The organism is Streptomyces sp. NRRL S-350 (genome assembly GCF_000719705.1).
Classification (GTDB): domain Bacteria; phylum Actinomycetota; class Actinomycetes; order Streptomycetales; family Streptomycetaceae; genus Kitasatospora.
Genome location: NZ_JOHO01000004.1, coordinates 122,985 through 140,892, shown reverse-complemented (window position 1 = coordinate 140,892; position 17,908 = coordinate 122,985). Strand labels below are relative to the sequence as shown.

The following is a 17,908-nucleotide window of genomic DNA, read 5'->3' as shown; positions in this document are numbered from 1 at the left end:
TGACCCGGGGCCGGGGTCAGTTCGCGTCGGCGAAACTCTCGTACACGCGCTTGGGGATGCGGCCGCGGGCCGGCAGTTCCATGCCGCGGGACAGGGCCCAGGCGCGGACGGCGGCCGGGTCCGGGGTGAGGGCGGTGCGGCGGAAGGACTTTCCGGTGCGGCTCTGGCGGCGGCCGGCGGCGACGAACGGAGCGAGGGCCTCCCGCAGCTTTTCCGCGTTGTCCACGGACAGGTCGATCTCGTACGACTTCCCGTCGACGCCGAAGTGGACGGTTTCCGCGGCGGAGCCGCCGTCCAGGTCGTCGGAGAGCGTGACAACTACACGCTGAGCCATGGGTGTCAATCCTCTCGGCAATTCGGCCACCGGTCCGCGGGGGTACGCCCGGGGCCTGATGTGCACCAACTCGCGCAAGCGCATACGGGCGGCCAGGGTGGTCCGCCTGATACGCAGCACTTGCCGCGACAGGTGGCCCTATTCTGCACCCGAAGGGGGTCGAAATCGAAGAGTCCGGCATTCTTTTCCGTATATTCACGTCTCTTCGCGGGACCGTGGGATACCGATGTGCGGGACGGGTCGTTCTGTCCCCAAGTGCCGTATTCGGGTGTTCTCCGGGGGCGGCCGTTCCGGGCGTCGAATCCCGGGAAACGGGCCGTCCCCGCCGGGCGTGGCGGCCCCGGATCCCTTGCGGCGTAAGGGGCCTGGGTCTACGCGCGTCGCTATCCCCGGCCAGCAATCCTGCCCGAAACCACCGGTAGTCTGGAGTTCCCCCGCCTCACCGAAGACACCACCGGGAGTGCCAGTGGCACGCGTCGTAGTCGACGTCATGCTCAAGCCGGAGATCCTCGACCCCCAGGGCCAGGCGGTGCAGCGTGCACTGCCCCGTCTCGGATTCACCGGGATCGCCGACGTCCGCCAGGGCAAGCGTTTCGAGCTGGATGTGGAGGGCCCGGTCGACGACGCGGCGCTCGCCCGTATCCGCGAAGCCGCCGAGACCTTTCTCGCCAACACCGTGATCGAGGACTTCACCGTCCGGGTCGAGGAGGCGGCGAAGTGACCACCCGCGTCGGCGTCGTCACTTTCCCCGGCTCCCTCGACGACCGCGACGCCCAGCGGGCGGTCCGCCTCGCCGGCGCCGAGCCGGTCGCCCTCTGGCACCGTGACAAGGATCTCCACCAGGTCGACGCCGTCGTCCTGCCGGGCGGATTCAGTTACGGCGACTATCTGCGCTGCGGTGCGATCTCCCGCTTCTCGCCGGTGATGGAGACCGTCATCGAGCAGGCCAGGCTCGGAATGCCGGTCCTCGGTATCTGCAACGGCTTCCAGGTGCTGTGCGAATCCCACCTGCTGCCCGGCGCGCTCACCCGCAACGACTCGCTGCACTTCATCTGCCGCGACCAGAAGCTGCGGATCGAGAACACCGACACCGCCTGGACCCGGGATTACTCGGCGGGCCAGGAAATCGTCGTCCCGCTGAAGAACGGCGAGGGCCGCTTCGTCGCGGACGAGCACGTCCTGGACGCGCTGGAGGCGGAGGGGCGGGTCGTGGCCCGTTACCTGGTCGACGGCGCCGCCGCCGACGGGTACGGCAACCCGAACGGTTCGTACCGCGACATCGCCGGCATCACCAACGCCGCCGGCAATGTCGTCGGCCTGATGCCGCACCCGGAGCACGCCGTGGAGACGCTCACCGGTCCGACCACCGAGGGCCTGGGCTTCTTCACTTCCGTCCTGAAGCAGCTGGTGAACGCCTGATGAGCCTCGACACCGTCAAGAACGCCGAGCAGACCCCGGACGCGGCCCAGCCCTGGGCCGAACTCGGCCTCAAGGAGGACGAGTACGCGCGCATCCGGGAGATTCTCGGCCGCCGCCCGACCGGCGCCGAACTCGCGATGTACTCGGTCATGTGGTCCGAGCACTGTTCGTACAAGAGCAGCAAGGTCCACCTGAAGCAGTTCGGCGAGAAGAAGCCCGATTCGGACGCGATGCTCGTCGGCATCGGCGAGAACGCCGGCGTGGTCGACGTCGGCCAGGGCTACGCGGTCACCTTCAAGGTCGAGTCGCACAACCACCCGTCGTACATCGAGCCCTACCAGGGCGCGGCCACCGGCATCGGCGGCATCGTGCGCGACATCCTGGCGATGGGCGCCCGCCCGGTCGCCGTGATGGACCCGCTGCGCTTCGGTGCCGCCGACCACCCGGACACCCGGCGCGTGCTGCCCGGGATCGTCGCGGGCATCGGCGGCTACGGCAACTGCCTGGGCCTGCCGAACATCGGCGGCGAGGTCGTCTTCGACTCCTGCTACCAGGGCAACCCGCTGGTCAACGCGCTGTGCGTGGGCGTCATGAAGCACGAGGACATCCACCTCGCGCAGGCGTCCGGCGCCGGCAACAAGGTCATCCTGTACGGCGCCCGCACCGGCGGCGACGGCATCGGCGGCGTCTCGGTGCTGGCCTCCGAGACCTTCGACGACACCAAGCCGGCCAAGCGCCCGGCCGTCCAGGTCGGCGACCCGTTCCAGGAGAAGCTCCTCATCGAGTGCACCCTGGAGATCTTCCGCGAGAAGCTCGTCAAGGGCATCCAGGACCTCGGCGGCGCCGGCCTGTCCTGCGCCACCAGCGAGCTGGCCTCGGCCGGCTCCGGCGGCATGCGGATCGAGCTCGACACCGTGCATCTGCGCGACCACACGCTCTCGCCGGAGGAGATCCTCATGAGCGAGTCGCAGGAGCGCATGTGCGCCATCGTCGAACCCGACAAGGTCGACCGCTTCCTGGAGATCTGCGAGAAGTGGGACGTCATCGCCAACGTCATCGGTGAGGTCACCGACGGCGAGCGCCTGGAGATCTACTGGCACGGCGAACTCGTCGTGGACGTCCCGCCGCGCACCGTCGCCCACGAGGGACCGACCTACCAGCGCCCGTACGCCCGCCCGAGCTGGCAGGACGCGCTGCAGGCCGACGCCCCGACCGCCGAGCGGCTGGCCCGCCCGACCACCGGCGAGGGCCTCAAGGCCGACCTGCTGAAGGTCGCCGGCCACCCCAACCAGGCCTCCAAGTCCTGGATCACCGACCAGTACGACCGCTACGTGCTCGGCAACACCGTGCTCTCGGTCGGCGAGGACTCGGGCATGATCCGGATCGACGAGGAGACCAACCTCGGCGTCTCCGTCGCCACCGACGGCAACGGCCGCTTCGCCAAGCTCGACCCGTACACCGGCGCCCAGCTGGCCCTGGCCGAGGCGTACCGCAACGTCGCGGCCGGCGGTGCCAAGCCGCTCGCCGTCTCCGACTGCCTGAACTTCGGCTCCCCCGAGGACCCGGACGTGATGTGGCAGTTCGCCGAGGCGACCCGCGGCCTGGCCGACGCCTGCCTGGTGCTCGGCACCCCGGTCACCGGCGGCAACGTCTCGCTGTACAACCAGACCGGCGAGGTCGCCATCCACCCGACCCCGGTGGTCGCGGTGCTCGGCGTCATCGACGACGTCACCCGGCGCACCCCCACCGCCTTCGCCGAGGAGGGGCAGCTGCTCTACCTGCTCGGCGACACGGCGGACGAGCTCGGCGGTTCGGCCTGGTCCCAGGCCGTCCACGACCACCTCGGCGGCCTGCCGCCCAAGGTGGACCTGGAGCGCGAGCGGCTGCTCGGCGAGATCCTGATCGCCGCCTCGCGCGACGGCATGATCGACGCCGCGCACGACCTCTCCGACGGCGGCCTCGGCCAGGCGCTCGTGGAGAGCTGCCTCAAGGGCGGCCACGGCGCACGGATCATCGTGCCCGAGGGCATGGACCCGTTCGTCCTCCTGTTCTCGGAGTCGGCCGGCCGCGCCGTCGTGGCGGTGCCGCGCAGCGAGGAGCTCCGGTTCAACGACATGTGCACCGCGCGCGGCCTGCCGGCCACCCGCATCGGTGTCGTGGACGGCGAATCCCTCGACGTCCAGGGCCAGTTCAGCGTCTCGCTGGCCGAGCTGAAGGACGCCCACACCGGCGTCATCGAGGCCCTGCTGGCCTGACCCGCGCCACCCGAGGGGTGGACGGCACTCCCGAACCGGGAGGACCGTCCGCCCCTCGGCGTATGTTGGGGCCCATGCCTGCCAAGCCCCGTGCCTACCAGCCGCAGAAGGTCCGCGCCGCGCTGGCCGCCCAGACCGCGGCGCTGCGCGCCGCCGTGGACGCCCTCACCACCGGGCAACTGGACCTGCCGACCCGGCTGGGGCAGTGGCGGGTCCGTGAGCTGCTCGCCCACCTCGCCGTCCAACTCGACTTCGTCCCGGCGCACTTGGACGATCCGGCGGAAGGGCGGGCGCCGCTGGCCCTGCTGGGCTGGGTGGCCGGGGTGGGCACCGTCGCGCCGCTGCTGGACGAGCAGGCCAGGGAGCGGGCCGGAACGGAGTTCGACGGGGACGCGGCATCGGTGGCGACGGCCTTCGGGCGGGCCGCCGACGCGCTGACCGGGCTCCTGGCGAAGCCCGAAGCCGCAGACCCGACCCGGCGGTTCGAGATCCGGCTGGGCTCGATGGCGCTCTCCGACATGCTGGTGACCAGGCTGGTGGAGGCGGTCGTGCACGCCGACGACCTGGCCGCCGCGCTCGGCCGGGACGCCTTCCCGCACGACCGCCAGGCCGTCGCCGCCGTCACCCGGCTGCTCGCCGACGCCTTCGCCGACCGCGCCCCCGGCGGCGCGGTCGAGCTGCGGATCCCCCCGTACGCCGTGGTGCAGGCCGTGGAGGGCCCCCGGCACACCCGCGGCACCCCGCCCAACGTGGTCGAGACCGACCCGCTGACCTGGATCCGGCTGGCCACCGGGCGGCTCGACTGGGCGGCGGCGGTGGAGGCGGCCGCGGTGTCCGCCTCCGGGGAGCGCAGCGACCTGCGGGCCCACCTGCCGGTGCTCGGCTGAGGCCGCAGGGCTTGAGGCCGCAGGGCTTGGGGTGGCCGGGTTCGGGGTGGCCGGGCTAGCGCAGCTGGGCGGCCAACGCCTCGGTGGCCTTGCGCAGTTGCTCGCCGGTGAGGGCGGGATCAGGCGCCGCGTCGTCGTCGAGGACCTGGGAGAGCAGCAGGGCGATGTCACCCGAGCCCTTCGGCGCGATCCGGGCGACGGCGGCGCTGTCCTTCCCGCCGGGCACGAGCTTGGCCTGCCCGGCGTCGGGCTGCTCGGTGGCGAACTGCTGAATCGGCCCGATCCCGACCCTGGCGTTGTGCTGGATCAGCGGGAACATCAGGTTGACCGCCGCGCCGGCCTGCGGGACGGCCATCAGCTCCAGGTCCATCCTGGCGTGGCCGACCCGGTAGGTGCAGCTGACGAAGGCGCGCGGCGGGGTGGCCGGGATCGACGGCATGGACGGCGGGTGGGAGGCGTTCGACGGCCACGGCTTCGCCGGGTCGCCGTCGGCGGCACCGGCGTCGACGGCGTGCCCTTCCTTGGCGTCGGGGCTGACGTCCGCGCTGATCCCGGCCGTCCGCAGGGCTTTGGCGAGGTCGAGGCCGAAGGGGCAGGTGTCCGTCGGCTCGGCGGCCGCCTTCCGGGCGGTCGACCGGAAGTCGTCGTAGGAGAGGGTTCCGGAGCCGGGCAGGCCGCCGGAGGACGAGCAGGCGGCGGCGCCGAGCAGGGTGCCGGCGGATACGAGGACCGCGGTGAGCGTTCGGCGTTGGGCGGCTGTCATGACGGCAGGGTACGGGGGCACCGTCCCGGCCCGGTGGCCGGATCCCGACTCCGGTCCGCAGCCGCCCGGTTCACGGGACGGAGGGCCCGCTGAGGTAGGTGCCGTCCGCCGCGTACGGCCACGCGTTGGGCGTGCAGCCCTTGAGTCCGTAGATCTGCTGCATCATCGCGGGCGCGGGCTTGCCGGGGGCCGGGCACCCCTCGTGCCCGTGGCCGATCCGGTGGCCGACCTCGTGGTTGACGATGAGTGCCCGGTACTCCTCGACCGGCCCGCTGAACTGGGGTGAACCGGTGTTCCAGCGCTTGGAGTTGACGAGCACCTGGTTGCCGACGTTGCAGTTGACCTCGCCGTGGGTGTCCAGGCCGGAGGCGCCGCAGATCCTGTCGACGGTGGCGGGCGAGGCGATCTTCACGGTGAAGTCGTACGGGCCGGTCGCGACCAGCTGGAAGCCGTTCCTGCGGTCGTTGGTCCAGCCGCGCGGGTCGCCGAGGATGCCGTGGATCTGGGCGGCGGCGGCCGGGGCGTCGATGCCGATGCCGTCCTCGACCTCCACCCGGTAGCGGCGTACGGTGCCGCGTCCGACCGCCTTGGCGGTGGCCGGGGCGACGGTGAAGGTGCCCGCGCCCGCGGCGGGGCCGGCGTCGGGGGCGGCGGGGGTGGGCACCGGTGGCGGCGGCGGGGGCGGAGTGGGTGTCGGGGTGACGACCGGGGCCGGGGCCGGCGGTGTCGTCGTCGGTGCCCCTTCGGCCGGAGGGGCGATCCGCCCCTGGGTGGTCGGACCGGCGGCCGGGGTGCCCGAGGGCAGGCCCAGCGCGACGGCCGTGGCGCCCAGCACCAGGACGGCCGCCACCGATGCCGTGAGCATGCCAGGTCCGATCCTCCGACGCGGCCGGCGGCGTCTGTGGCCGCCGCTCCGCTGCGGAGTGGGCCGCCCACGGGCGGGTCGGACTGCTGGCACGGGCGTCACCTTGGCATGGCGAACGGGTGAATGTCCACGTACCGGGTATGCACACCACGGCGCCGGGAAGCCCGCCGGCCGGTGGCACCACCGATCGGCCGCACCGTCCGCCGGGCGAAGATCACCGACGCATACCGACGCGCACCGGCAGGCGGAAGCCGACGGCCGGGCCGGGAAGACCGCGGAGACCGTCCCGCACGAGCGCCCGGCGGCCCGCCGAGCACGGTGCGGCGGTTGACCCCTGCGCCTCGGGTGGCAGACTTCAGGGCATGGCGATCCACAGGAATCTTCTCGACGGCCCCGAACCCACCCTCCTGCCCGAGGAGGAGCGGCCCTACCGAATGCTGGCGGAGGAGTCGGCCTCGCCGACCCAGGTGGCGGCCGAGTTCCCGGCGTTCTGCCTGGCCTGGGCCATGCTGGCCGACGACTCCTACGCGGCCGGCCGGTACGTCGAGTCGTACGCCTACGCCCGCACCGGCTACCACCGGGGCCTCGACGCCCTGCGCCGCAGCGGCTGGAAGGGCCACGGACCGGTGCCGTGGGAGCACCGCGGCAACCGCGGCTTCCTGCGCTGCCTGGCCGCGCTCGCCCGGGCGGCCGGCGCGATCAAGGAGACCGAGGAGGAGGCCCGCTGCTGGCAGTTCCTGAAGGACAGCAGCGTGGAGGCGTACGCGGAGCTCAAGCAGTAGGAACCCGGGACGTGCGGGTGCCCCCGGCGGAGGACCGCCGGGGGCACCCGTTCGTCATGCGGGAGCCGCGCGCTCACGCGGCCACCGGGCTCACTTCAGGCGCTTGCCCGCGGAGCGCAGCTGCTCGGCGGCCTCGACCACGCGCGCGGCCATGCCGGCCTCGGCGAGCTTGCCCCAGGTGCGCGGGTCGTAGGTGTTCTTCTTGCCGACCTCGCCGTCGACCTTCAGCACGCCGTCGTAGTTGGCGAACATGTGGCCGGCCACCGGGCGGGTGAAGGCGTACTGGGTGTCGGTGTCCAGGTTCATCTTCACGACGCCGTTCTCCAGCGCGGTGGCGATCTCCTCGGCGGTCGAGCCCGAGCCGCCGTGGAAGACGAAGTCGAACGGGTCGGTCTTGCCGTACTGCTTGCCGATCGCGTCCTGCAGCTCGCGCAGCAGCTCCGGCTTCAGCACGACGTTGCCCGGCTTGTACACGCCGTGCACGTTGCCGAACGAGGCGGCCAGCAGGTAGCGGCCCTTCTCGCCCAGGCCCAGCGCCTCGGCGGTGCGCACGGCGTCGTTGACGGTGGTGTACAGCTCGTCGTTGATCTCGTGGGTGACGCCGTCCTCCTCGCCGCCGGTCGGGGTGATCTCGACCTCAAGGATGATCTTGGCGGCGGCGGCCTGGGCCAGCAGCTCCTGGGCGATGGCCAGGTTGTCGGCGAGGGTCTCGGCCGAGCCGTCCCACATGTGCGACTGGAACAGCGGGTTCAGGCCCTTGGCCACGCGCTCGGCGGAGACCGCCAGCAGCGGGCGGACGTAGCCGTCCAGCTTGTCCTTCGGGCAGTGGTCGGTGTGCAGGGCGACGGTGACGTCGTACTTGGCGGCGACGATGTGCGCGAACTCGGCGAGCGCGACCGCGCCGGTCACCATGTCCTTGTTGTGCTGGCCGCCCAGGAACTCCGCGCCGCCGGTCGAGATCTGGATGATCCCGTCGCTCTCGGCTTCGGCGAAACCACGCAGCGCGGCGTGCAGGGTCTGCGACGAGGTGACGTTGATGGCCGGGTAGGCGAACTTGCCCGCCTTGGCCCGGTCCAGCATCTCGTTGTAGACCTCGGGAGTTGCGATGGGCATGCGATCCGCTCCTGTCGGGTTGCGGCGTACGGACGGTGCTGTCCGACGCTGTGTACGCCTTCGTGACGACTCCGTGCCGGCCGCCGACGCGCGGCGTTGCGGTGTGGCTCTCCGGCACCAAGCTTCGGGGCGACCTCCGCGGTACGGCCATGAGGGTGGTGGGCCGCCGCGGACCGGACGCCGGTGTCATCTTCCCAGACTCGTGCCCGCGGGTCAGCAGGAGCCCGCCAGTCGGAACGGCCCTGCCGGGGGCCGGGCCGAAGCTGTCCGCAAGGTACGCCCGCTATCCTGCGCCCGTGGACTACAACCAGCTGGCCGTCAACCTGCTCGACGCCAAATCCCTGATCTCGTCCCTCGGCGCCATCGGGCTCATCGCGATCATCTTCGCGGAGACCGGCCTGCTGGTCGGCTTCTTCTTCCCGGGTGACTCGCTGCTGATCCTCGCGGGCGTCGCCGCCTCGAACGCCGCCTCGTCGGTGCTCGGCGACGGCGCCAAGCTGCCGATCGCGGTGCTGCTCGTCGGCTGCCCGATCGCCGCCGTCGCCGGTGCCCAGCTGGGGCACCTGATCGGCGCCAAGGTCGGCCCGAAGATGTTCGACAAGCCCGACTCGAAGATCTTCCGCCGCGAGTACGTGGTGAAGGCGGAGGAGTACTTCAACAAGTTCGGCTCCGGCAAGGCCGTGGTGCTGGCGCGCTTCATGCCGATCATCCGCACCTTCCTGAACCCGGTCGCCGGCACCCTGGAGATGCCCGCCCGGACGTTCTTCCTGTGGAACGTCGTCGGCGGCGTGCTCTGGACCGAGTCCATGCTGCTGATCGGCTACTTCTTCGGCGACGCGCTCGCCCCGGTGATCGACAAGTACCTGATCCCGGCGGTGCTGCTGATCGTGCTGCTGTCGATCTCGCCGATCCTGGTCGAGGTCGTGCGCGAGCGGAAGAAGCGGAAGGCCGGCGGCGCCGAGAACGTCGACGAGGCCCCGGCGCCGGCCGCCGGCGGCCGGCACCGGCGCGGCTGAGCACGAGCGCGGCGAGGGGCCGGGTCCGTTCCACGTGTTTCACGTGAAACGGACCCGGCCCCTCTCGTTTCGTCGTGGTCCGGCGGTGGCCGGTGGCCGGCTCGTCCACCGGCGTCCGGTGTCCGGTGTTTGGTGCCCGGCGTCCGGCCCCGTCCACCGGCGTCCGTCCTTGGGTCAGAGGCCCAGGTCGTCCAGGGTGTACGCGGTCACGTACTCCAGGCCCTGCGCCTCGACGGCGCCCGCGCCGCCGCGCTCCACGATCACCGCGACGCCGACCACCTCGGCGCCCGCCTCGCGCAGCGCCTCGACGGCCGTCAGCACCGAGCCACCGGTCGTGGAGGTGTCCTCGACGGCCAGCACCCGGCGGCCCTTCACCTCCGGGCCCTCGATCCGGCGCTGCAGGCCGTGCGCCTTGCCGGTCTTGCGGACCACGAAGGCGTCCAGCTTCTGCCCGCGCGCGGCGGCGGCGTGCAGCATCGAGGCGGCCACCGGGTCGGCGCCCAGGGTCAGACCGCCGACGGCGTCGTACTCCAGGTGCGAGGTCGCGTCCAGCATCACCCGGCCGACCAGCGGGGCGGCCTCGCCGTCCAGCGTGATCCGGCGCAGGTCGACGTAGTAGTCGGCCTCCTTGCCGGAGGAGAGGGTGACCTTGCCGTGCACGACGGCCTTGTCCTTGATCTGTGCCAGCAGGGCGTCGCGGTCGTTGCTCATGAGCGTTCAGTCTAGGGCCTGACCGCCCGCCCGGCGCCCCCGGCTAGCGCCGACGCAGGGCCCTGACCAGCACCACGGCGCCGCCCAGCAGGGCCACCGAGCCGCCGATCACCCACGGCACAGCGCTGCGGCCACCGGTGCCCGGCACCACGATCCCGCCCGCCTCGCCGCCCCAGCGGGACGCCGCCCGGGCCCGCGCACTGCGGGCGGGCAGCGCCGGGGCGTACGGGCCGCGCGGCGGGGCGTGGTCCACCTCCTCGGCGGACCGGCCGACGATGCTGCGGCGCACCGGGCCGGTGACCACCGGCTCCTCCTCGTACCCGAACAGCGACTCGGTGGAGATCTCCTCGGCGACGGCGTCCCGGCCCCCGGCCTTCGCCTCCGCCTCGTCCACGTCGTCCACGTCGTCCACGTCCCGGTCCTCCCCGGCGCCGTCGTCCTCGCTGTCGTCCTCGTCGTCGGCCGCACCGACGGGCAGGCCGAAGCGCTCGGCGTCGGCGTCCGAGAAGGCGATCAGGTCGGAGAGGTCGTCGTCCAGGTCGTCACCGGGCTGGTCCTGGCGGTCCTCGATGAAGAACACCCCGGCACCGGCGCCGGTCTCCGCCTCCGGCCCGGTGTCGGCTGCGGCCTCGGCCTCGGCCTCGTCGTCCTGGTCCTCCCCGCCCTCCGGGGCGACCAGGGCCGCGACGAACCTGTCCAGCAGACGGCGCCCGGTGGCGTCGAGGGCCTCCCCGTCGAACTCGGTCAGCCGACCGGTGGCGCTCAGGTCACCGGTGAAGCGCAGGGCGGCGGTGCCGTCCTCCGCGCCGTCCGCCACCCGGACCCGGACGGTGGCGGTCGCCTCACCGCTGCCCCGGACCTCCTGGCCCTCGGCGAGCACGGTCAGCACGCCCTCCCGCCCCTCGATCAGCGACAGCACGCCCTTGTACGTGATCGTGGAGCCGCCGATCCGCAGCTTCAGCCGCCCGCCGATCTCCTCGGCCGGCCCGCCTCCGACCGCAGCCGGCTCCGTGCTCAGCCCCGGCACACTCCGCGCCAGCAGCGCCGGATCCTGCAAGGCCTGCCGCACCAGCTCGGCGGACATCGGGACGACAACCTCATGCTCCATGCCACGGAGCCTACCGACCCGACCCCGCCCGGTCCCTACCCACCACCACCCGACTTTCCCGCCCCACCCGCACCCCGTCCCCGCACGCCACGAGCGCTGCCCCACCCTGCTCCCGCGTGCCGCGGCTCGCTCTGGCCGTGGTCCGCCCGGGGTCCGCCCGGCGGGGTCAGCGGGGGCCGAGGAGGGTGAGCGCGGCCGGGGGGCGGGCGGGGCGGACCGAGTCGAGGCGGGTGGTGGAGGCGCGCAGGGAGTCGGGGGTGAGGGCGCGGGGCGGCGGGGCGTCGGGGGCGAGGGTGAGCGGGGGACGGGCGGCGGCGGCGAGGAGGAAGTTCTGGGCGGCGTCCGGCGGGCCGGGGCGGCAGGAGGCGGTGGCGCCGCCCGGGACGGCGTACGGCGTGGTCTGCAGTCCTGCTGTCCGCAGGCCGGATTCGATCTGCCAGAGGCCGTCCGGGCTGCTCCCGGCCCGGACGGCGATCCGGCCGCCGGGGGAGAGCAGCCGGGCGGCGAGGCCGTAGAACTCCTGGGAGTGGTACTTGACCGGTCCGCCGTCGGCCGGCGCGGGGAGGTCGGCGAGCACCACGTCGTACGGACCGTCGCCGTCGGAGGCTCCCGTGCCCAGGCCGGGGCCCGAGCGGGTGTCCGGGTCGGCTGCCGTGCCCGTGCCCGTGCCCGAGTCGGCGTCCGCGCCGCGCAGCCAGGCCATCGGATCGGCGGTGGTGGTGCGGACCCGGGGGTCGTCGAGGGAGTGGCCGGCGAGGGCGGCGAGCGCGGGGTCGGTGCGGGCGAGGCGGGGGAGGGCGGGGTCGGCGTCGACCAGCCGGACGGTGCGCACGCCCCGGTGCCGCAGGACCTCCCGGAGGGCGAGCCCGTCGCCGCCGCCGAGCAGCAGGACGCGGGTGTCCGGGCCGGCGGCCATGGCCGGGTGGACCAGGCCTTCGCTGCCCCGGTACTCGTCCGGTCCGCAGACTGCGAGCCGTCCGTCCAGGTAGAGCCGGAGGGGGCCTTCGGCGGGGCCGGTGAGCACGATCTCCTGGTACCGGCTGCGGGTGGCGTAGCGGACCTGGTCGCCGTAGAGGGCGTGCCGGGCGGCGCGTTCGACGGCGTCGGAGCCGGCCGCGGCGGCCGCGAGCACGGCGAGGACGAGCAGGCAGGCGCCCCAGAGCAGCCGTCGTATCCGGGGTGCGGGCTCCTCCCGGAAGAGCCAGAGGACCACGGCGGCTCCGGCGACGGCGTTGACGGCGCCGGTGAGGAGTGCGCCGTCGCCGGGGCCGAGCGCGGGCAGCAGCAGGAACGGGAAGGCGAGGCCGCCGATCAGCGCGCCGATGTAGTCGGCGGCGAACAGGTCGGCTGCGGCGCGTCCGGCGTCCTCGCGGCGGATCCGCTGGATGAGGGTCATCAGCAGGGGGATCTCGGCGCCGATCAGGGTGCCGATCAGGCAGGTGAGGCCGACCATCGCGGCCTGGTAGCGGCCGAGCCACGCCCAGCAGGAGTAGACGGTGAGGACGGAGAGTCCGCCGGTGAGCGCGAGCGCGCATTCGACGAGGGCGAAGGCGGTGGCGGGTCGGCGGGTGAGCCGTTTGGCGAGCAGGGAGCCGAGGCCCATCGCGAACACCATGACGGAGAGCACGACGGAGGTCTGGGTGACCGTGTCCCCGAGGAGGTAGTCGCCGAGCGCGACCAGTTCGAGCTCGTAGACCAGTCCGCAGGCCGCGCAGACGAACGCGGCCAGCAGGACGGTCAGGCGGGCGAGCCGGGGACGGGAGCGCAGCCGGGGTCGACGCCGGGCGAACAGGGGGGCGAGGCTGTGCCCGGGCCGGGGCGGGGCGCCGTCGTCTGGGTCCACGCGTGGGCGTACGGGCGGACCGGCCGGATGGTTGATCACGAACAAACGCTAGGGGACGTGCGGGACGGATGGCTGCGTCCATCCGACGGACAGCGGGCGACCTCGGATTGACGAATCGTTCCTGCGTGCGATTCGTAGGGCTGCGCTTGGTGGCGTATGACCGGATCGGCGGCGCCGCCCGGGGTTGCGGCGGTCATGCTCCCGGCAGCACGAGCGAGGAACGGGTGCACACCAGCTGCCCCTCCTGCGGGTAGGCGTGCCAGGTCCGCCAGAGCAGCCGGTCCGCGCCGCCCTGGGTGACCAGCGCGGTGAAGGCGCTCGGATCGCCCGGGAACACCCCGGCGAGGCCCCGGGGGTGCCCTTCGACCAGGGCCAGCAACTCCTGGGCGCGGGCGGCGAAGTCGTGCGGCGGCAGCGCCTCGATCCGGGCGGCGAACTCGTACTCCCAACCGCAGACCTGCTTGGCCACCCGGGCCGGGAGCGGGGTCCGGCGGCCGGGCAGACAGGCGACGGTCTCCAGGCACCGGCCGGGGCCGGCGTCGATCACCACCTGGTGCGAGGCGCCGAGCAGCCGCAGCTGGAGGGTGCCGGGCGTGCCCGGACGACCGCCTCCGTCGAGTCTCAGGTCGCGGACGGCCAGCGCGGGCAGCGGGTCGCCGCCGAGGCACCAGGCGAGGTCACCGGCGCGGGTGTCCGTGTAGGAGGTCTGCAGTGTGGTGAGCATGCTCGGCTCCGCGTTTCAGCTCCGTGCGCGCCCGCCGAGCAGCAGCGAGTAGGCCTGCGAAGGCGAGGCTGTTCGTGGCTGTGCGGCCCTGGGCGCGGCCGACCGTGGAAGGAAGGATTCCGGCTGGAGATTCAGCAGCAGAGAAGCACGATTACGTCGGGTCCGCCGGTGATTTACCCAACTTTGTCAAGCATTCACCGTTTCGAGCACACCTGCTCCCCGGCTCTGATCGACCCGGTGTGCGACTCTGCACAGCGCGCGCTCCTATCACCGGGTCGCGCGCCGTGCGCGCTGGTAGTGCGCCGTCCGGATGCATCACGCGCCGCCACCCTCCGCACACGGGGTGCGAAGGGCGGCCGGGACGGGCCGGACGGGCCGTAGGTCCGGCTGTGTGGTCGGCAAACGGCTAAACCGGTCAAGCGAGTTGATGATGCCCGGGAACTGTTGCCGGGTCAGGGATGCTGCGGTTTCCAGGGTGCGGAAAGGGGGCGCGCGGCCCCGCGGAGGCACCACAGCCGAGCCATGGCCTCCTGGCGGGCGTCCTCCCTTTTGCAGAAACCGAAGAGGACCGGGCTAAGGCAGGTCCCAGGGCCCGTCAGCGGGTGCGCCGCCGGGCCGGGCGCTGACGGTCCGGTACTCCGTCGCCCGGTACCCGTCGCCCGGGCGCCGTCGGACCGGGCGCCGTCAGAGCGTGAGTCGTTCCCCCGGCGAGGGCAGTCGCAGCGCCTCCTGCAGGCCGACCCGCTCGAAGGCCGCCGGCAGGGTGTCCGGGCCCTCGGTGAAGTGCCCCCAGTGCTCGAAGTGGAGCGGTACGACGTGGCGGGCCCCGAGGATGCGGGCGGCCTCCGCGGCCAGGTCGCTGGTCAGCGTCAGATGGGCACCGGGGATCAGCGGTGTGCTGGCGGCCCCGGCGAACAGCACCGCGACGTCGACCGGGCCGACCCTCTCGGCGATCGCCCGCACCACGTCCAGCGAGGCGTTGTCCCCGCTGACGTAGACCGTGGGCAGCCCCGAGCCGGTCAGGACGAAACCGGTGACCTCCCCGACGAGGTGTTCGCTGCCGTCCGGGCCGTGCTGGGCGGGCACGGCCGTCACCCGAAGCGTGCCGCCGCCGGGTCGCGGCAGGTCGACGTGGTCGCCGTCGGCCAGGGCCCGGACCGCTCCGCCGAGCCGGTCCCGGGCGGCGGAGGTCGAGAGCACCAGCGGTGCGCCGGCCAGGTACGCGCGGCCGGCACCGTCGAGGTTGTCCGGGTGCTGGTCGTGCGAGAGCAGGATGGCGTCCACCGGGCCGAGGTCCTCGGCGGCGACCGCCGGGCCGGCGGTCTTGGTGAGGACGCGGGAGCCGATCGGGTAGTCCCCGGGGCCGTCGAACGTCGGATCGGTCAGCAGGCGCAGCCCGCCGATCTCGATCAGCGCGGTCGGCCCCCCGACGTACTGGATGGTCACCTGAGTCACTGCTGGGCCCCCTCGAACCAACGAGCGAAGATCGCTACTCGATGACCAAGAGCGCCGTGACGCCTGCTATTCCCCACCGGCGGAGACCTCCCGGCCGGCTGTCCCGCCCCGACCGGCCCGGTGTGGCCCGGTCTGGCCGGGCCCGGTGTGCCCGGTCTGGCCCGGCCCGGTGCCGCGGGCCCGGGGCACCGGTAGGGGTCCGAGGTCGGCTCCCCGGAGGGACGCGGGTGCGGGCGGCCGAACCCAACCTCGAACCAACTGGTCGCCCTCACAAGGGAGAAACCCCGCATGGCACTCGGCGCGCCCCCCTCCACTCGTGTCACCAACTCGCTTCTGTAGAAGTCGGGTTGACTTCGCGCCGGTTACGACTCGCGCAGCTCGGCGGGTCGCGCCTCGCGTCCCGGTTCCGGCACAGGCCGTCCGGCGCCGTGGACGAACCCGCCCACCGGTGCGGGCCGAGCTGCGGTGCCGGCCGGGTCGGCGACTGCCGGTGCCCGCGGTCGTGCGGCGCTCAGAGCCGCCCGAGCCGGGACACCGCCTCGGCGAGGACTGCGTCCTTCTTGCAGAAGGTGAAGCGGACCAGGCTGCGGCCGGCCTCCGTGTCGTCGTAGAAGACGGCGTTCGGGATCGCGACGACACCGCAGCGCCCGGGCAGGGCACGGCAGAACTCGATGCCGTCCTTCTCGCCCAACGGGGTGATGTCGGTGGTGATGAAGTAGGTGCCCTCGGGGGCGAAGACCCGGAAACCGGCGGCGGAGAGTCCGTCGGCGAGCAGGTCGCGCTTGCGCAGGAGATCGGCCCGGAAGGTGTCGAAGTAGTCGTCGGGCAGGCGCAGCGCCTCGGCGACGGCGTACTGGAACGGGCCGGCGCTGACGTAGGTCAGGTACTGCTTCGCCGTGCGCACGGCCGCCACCAGGGCCGGGCTCGCGGTGACCCAGCCGACCTTCCAGCCGGTGAAGGAGAAGGTCTTGCCGGCGGAGGAGATGGTGACGGTGCGCTCGCGCATGCCGGGCAGGGCGGCGATGGGGTGGTGGGCGGCGCCGAAGACCACGTGTTCGTAGACCTCGTCGGTGACGACCAGGAGGTCGTGCTCGACGGCGAGTCGGGCGATGCCGGCGAGTTCGTCCGCGGTGAGGACGGTGCCGGTGGGGTTGTGCGGGGTGTTGACCAGCAGCAGCCGGGTGCGCGGGGTGATCAGGGAGCGCAGCTCGTCCAGGTCGGGGCGGAAGCCCGGGGCCCGCAGGGTGAGCGGGATCCGGACGGCACCGGCCATCGCGATGCAGGCGGCGTAGGAGTCGTAGAACGGCTCGAAGGCGATCACCTCGTCGCCGGGCTCCAGCAGGGCGAGCAGGGAGGCGGCGATGGCCTCGGTGGCGCCGGCGGTGACCAGCACCTCGGCCTCGGGATCGTAGGCCAGACCGTAGAAGCGCTGCTGGTGCTCGGCGATCGCGGCCCGCAGCTCGGGGATGCCGGGGCCGGGCGGGTACTGGTTGCCGTGGCCCTCGCGCAGGGCGCGTACGGCCGCCTCACGGACCTCTTCGGGCCCGTCGGTGTCGGGGAAGCCCTGCCCGAGGTTGATCGAGCCGGTGGCGGCGGCCAGGGCGGACATCTCGGCGAAGACCGTCGTGCCCATGCCCGCCAGCCTCCGGTTCAGCAGCGGCCTCGTACCCATTTCGGCTCCTCACGCGTCGTCGTGAGGGCCATCCTCTGACGGTCGGCGATCGATGGGCAAGGATGCGCCGCCCCCGCCGCCCGCCGCCGGGGCCGGCTGGTGCCGACCAAGGGCCGAAGGTGCCCGGCGCTGTCAGTGCGACCAGTAAGGGTCGTCGACCGTCGCGCACGGGGCGGCGTAGTTCAGCGGTCCCTGGCCGAACCCGCCCTGGAACTTGTCGTCGCTGGTGTCGGTGACGTTGAACATGGAGACCTGCAACTCGGCGCAACCGCTCCCGTCCGAGACGAACCAGAGCTCGAACCCCGAGCCCTTCACCCCCAGCGACCACCCCTCACGGCGGACCGGGTACCCCTTCGCTGCCCAGAGTGCCTGAACGATGTCGAGCTGCTCGGCCTCTCGCTGAGAGGCGATGCGGACTCGGGCCACCTGTTTGGCGATCATCTCTGCCCGGCCCGTCTTCTTGCACCCGGACGTCCCGCAGAGTCCGGTCAGGTCGGGGTCGCTTTCGTACCTGGCCTCGGCCCACTGGAGCCCCGGGTGGAAGGCCCCTGCGACATCGGCGAGTTCGGCTTCGATCCGGTGCTGCGCCTGGTCGACCGGCACGGTGGGTTCCTTGTGCTCCGGCCAGGCGTACCAGCCGACCAGGAGCGCCAGCAGTACTCCTGGCACGGCCGTGCGCCATACCGTGGCCTTCACCTCGGGTCCTCCCTGGTGATCGTGTTCCCGGGGCCGCTCACGATCTTCCCGATGGTGGTGAGCGAGTCGCCGCCCTTGTCGTGCTTCCCGCGGTAGATCGGGCAGCGCAGCTCGCTGAGGTCTGGGCGGAAGTCCGGGGTCCGCAGCGTGAGCAAGGCTGGGTGGCGCCGGCCGGGGCGGACATCTCGGCGACGACCGGCGTCCCCATTTTTCGGCCACTCGGTGGTTCAGCAGCGGCCTGATCCCCGTTGCGGCTCGCCGTGCG

18 protein-coding genes are annotated in these 17,908 nt (G+C 72.9%); 6 read left to right on the top strand and 12 right to left on the bottom strand.

All coding sequences use genetic code 11. From position 1 onward, the window contains the following. Positions 1 to 16: 16 nt before the first annotated feature. A complete protein-coding gene (locus IF30_RS0106030) occupies positions 17 to 334 on the bottom strand; it encodes a histone-like nucleoid-structuring protein Lsr2 (RefSeq protein ID WP_030232986.1) in 318 nt (105 codons plus the stop codon). A gap of 466 nt (positions 335 to 800) precedes the next feature. On the opposite strand from IF30_RS0106030, the gene purS reads away from it, so the two are divergent. The 4 genes from purS to IF30_RS0106010 all read left to right on the top strand — a co-directional run bounded on the left by purS (position 801) and on the right by IF30_RS0106010 (position 4,895). Then, the gene (purS, locus tag IF30_RS0106025; protein WP_030232982.1) at positions 801 to 1,055 is read left to right on the top strand and encodes a phosphoribosylformylglycinamidine synthase subunit PurS; all 255 of its coding nucleotides are present in this window, start codon (positions 801 to 803) and stop codon (positions 1,053 to 1,055) included. Then, complete coding sequence (purQ, locus tag IF30_RS0106020) at positions 1,052 to 1,753, top strand: phosphoribosylformylglycinamidine synthase subunit PurQ (RefSeq protein ID WP_030232979.1); 702 nt, start codon at positions 1,052 to 1,054, stop codon at positions 1,751 to 1,753. Before purS ends, purQ begins: the two co-directional genes overlap by 4 nt. Further along, positions 1,753 to 4,008, top strand: a complete 2,256-nt coding sequence (gene purL / locus IF30_RS41020) for a phosphoribosylformylglycinamidine synthase subunit PurL (RefSeq protein WP_037899094.1) — start codon at positions 1,753 to 1,755, stop codon at positions 4,006 to 4,008. Before purQ ends, purL begins: the two co-directional genes overlap by 1 nt. Positions 4,009 to 4,082: 74 nt before the next feature. After that, a complete protein-coding gene (locus tag IF30_RS0106010) occupies positions 4,083 to 4,895 on the top strand; it encodes a sterol carrier family protein (protein WP_030232976.1) in 813 nt (270 codons plus the stop codon). A gap of 55 nt (positions 4,896 to 4,950) precedes the next feature. Here the strand turns inward: IF30_RS0106010 and IF30_RS0106005 are convergent, their stop codons facing one another. Both IF30_RS0106005 and IF30_RS0106000 read right to left on the bottom strand, forming a co-directional pair. Then, positions 4,951 to 5,658 (bottom strand): hypothetical protein, encoded by a 708-nt coding sequence (locus IF30_RS0106005; RefSeq protein ID WP_030232974.1) that lies wholly within the window; start codon positions 5,656 to 5,658, stop codon positions 4,951 to 4,953. A gap of 70 nt (positions 5,659 to 5,728) precedes the next feature. Next, a complete protein-coding gene (locus IF30_RS0106000) occupies positions 5,729 to 6,523 on the bottom strand; it encodes a DUF3152 domain-containing protein (protein ID WP_078891160.1) in 795 nt (264 codons plus the stop codon). A gap of 362 nt (positions 6,524 to 6,885) precedes the next feature. Between IF30_RS0106000 and IF30_RS0105995 the strand changes: the two genes are divergently transcribed. After that, positions 6,886 to 7,305: a DUF3151 domain-containing protein gene (locus tag IF30_RS0105995; protein ID WP_030232968.1), complete on the top strand. Its 420-nt coding sequence runs from the start codon at positions 6,886 to 6,888 to the stop codon at positions 7,303 to 7,305. A gap of 90 nt (positions 7,306 to 7,395) precedes the next feature. Here IF30_RS0105995 and fbaA read toward each other — a convergent pair whose 3' ends face one another. After that, positions 7,396 to 8,418 (bottom strand): class II fructose-bisphosphate aldolase, encoded by a 1,023-nt coding sequence (gene fbaA, locus IF30_RS0105990; RefSeq protein WP_030232964.1) that lies wholly within the window; start codon positions 8,416 to 8,418, stop codon positions 7,396 to 7,398. Positions 8,419 to 8,714: 296 nt separating this feature from the next. On the opposite strand from fbaA, the gene IF30_RS0105985 reads away from it, so the two are divergent. Continuing rightward, positions 8,715 to 9,434 carry a DedA family protein gene (locus IF30_RS0105985; RefSeq protein ID WP_030232963.1) on the top strand — a complete coding sequence of 240 codons (720 nt, stop codon included), beginning with the start codon at positions 8,715 to 8,717 and terminating at the stop codon, positions 9,432 to 9,434. A gap of 174 nt (positions 9,435 to 9,608) precedes the next feature. On the opposite strand, the gene pyrE is transcribed toward IF30_RS0105985, so the two are convergent. The 8 genes from pyrE to IF30_RS47530 form a co-directional block, all read right to left on the bottom strand. Further along, positions 9,609 to 10,145, bottom strand: a complete 537-nt coding sequence (gene pyrE / locus IF30_RS0105980; RefSeq protein ID WP_030232960.1) for an orotate phosphoribosyltransferase — start codon at positions 10,143 to 10,145, stop codon at positions 9,609 to 9,611. Positions 10,146 to 10,188: 43 nt separating this feature from the next. Continuing rightward, positions 10,189 to 11,253: a hypothetical protein gene (locus IF30_RS47535; RefSeq protein WP_158834787.1), complete on the bottom strand. Its 1,065-nt coding sequence runs from the start codon at positions 11,251 to 11,253 to the stop codon at positions 10,189 to 10,191. 166 nt (positions 11,254 to 11,419) lie between these two features. After that, on the bottom strand, positions 11,420 to 13,045 hold the full coding sequence (locus tag IF30_RS0105970; RefSeq protein WP_030232954.1) for a polyamine aminopropyltransferase: 1,626 nt from the start codon (positions 13,043 to 13,045) through the stop codon (positions 11,420 to 11,422). Positions 13,046 to 13,289: 244 nt separating this feature from the next. Then, a complete protein-coding gene (locus IF30_RS0105965; RefSeq protein WP_030232953.1) occupies positions 13,290 to 13,820 on the bottom strand; it encodes a DUF2617 family protein in 531 nt (176 codons plus the stop codon). Positions 13,821 to 14,504: 684 nt separating this feature from the next. After that, entirely contained in the window at positions 14,505 to 15,275 is a 771-nt protein-coding gene (locus tag IF30_RS0105960; RefSeq protein WP_030232951.1) for an MBL fold metallo-hydrolase, read from the bottom strand. Positions 15,276 to 15,786: 511 nt separating this feature from the next. After that, positions 15,787 to 16,947, bottom strand: coding sequence for a pyridoxal phosphate-dependent aminotransferase (locus IF30_RS0105955; RefSeq protein ID WP_030232948.1), 1,161 nt, complete (start codon positions 16,945 to 16,947; stop codon positions 15,787 to 15,789). Between the two features lie 132 nt (positions 16,948 to 17,079). After that, entirely contained in the window at positions 17,080 to 17,643 is a 564-nt protein-coding gene (locus tag IF30_RS0105950) for a hypothetical protein (RefSeq protein WP_030232946.1), read from the bottom strand. After that, positions 17,640 to 17,798 (bottom strand): hypothetical protein, encoded by a 159-nt coding sequence (locus IF30_RS47530; protein ID WP_158834784.1) that lies wholly within the window; start codon positions 17,796 to 17,798, stop codon positions 17,640 to 17,642. The genes IF30_RS0105950 and IF30_RS47530 overlap by 4 nt, the downstream gene beginning before the upstream one ends. Positions 17,799 to 17,908: the final 110 nt, after the last annotated feature.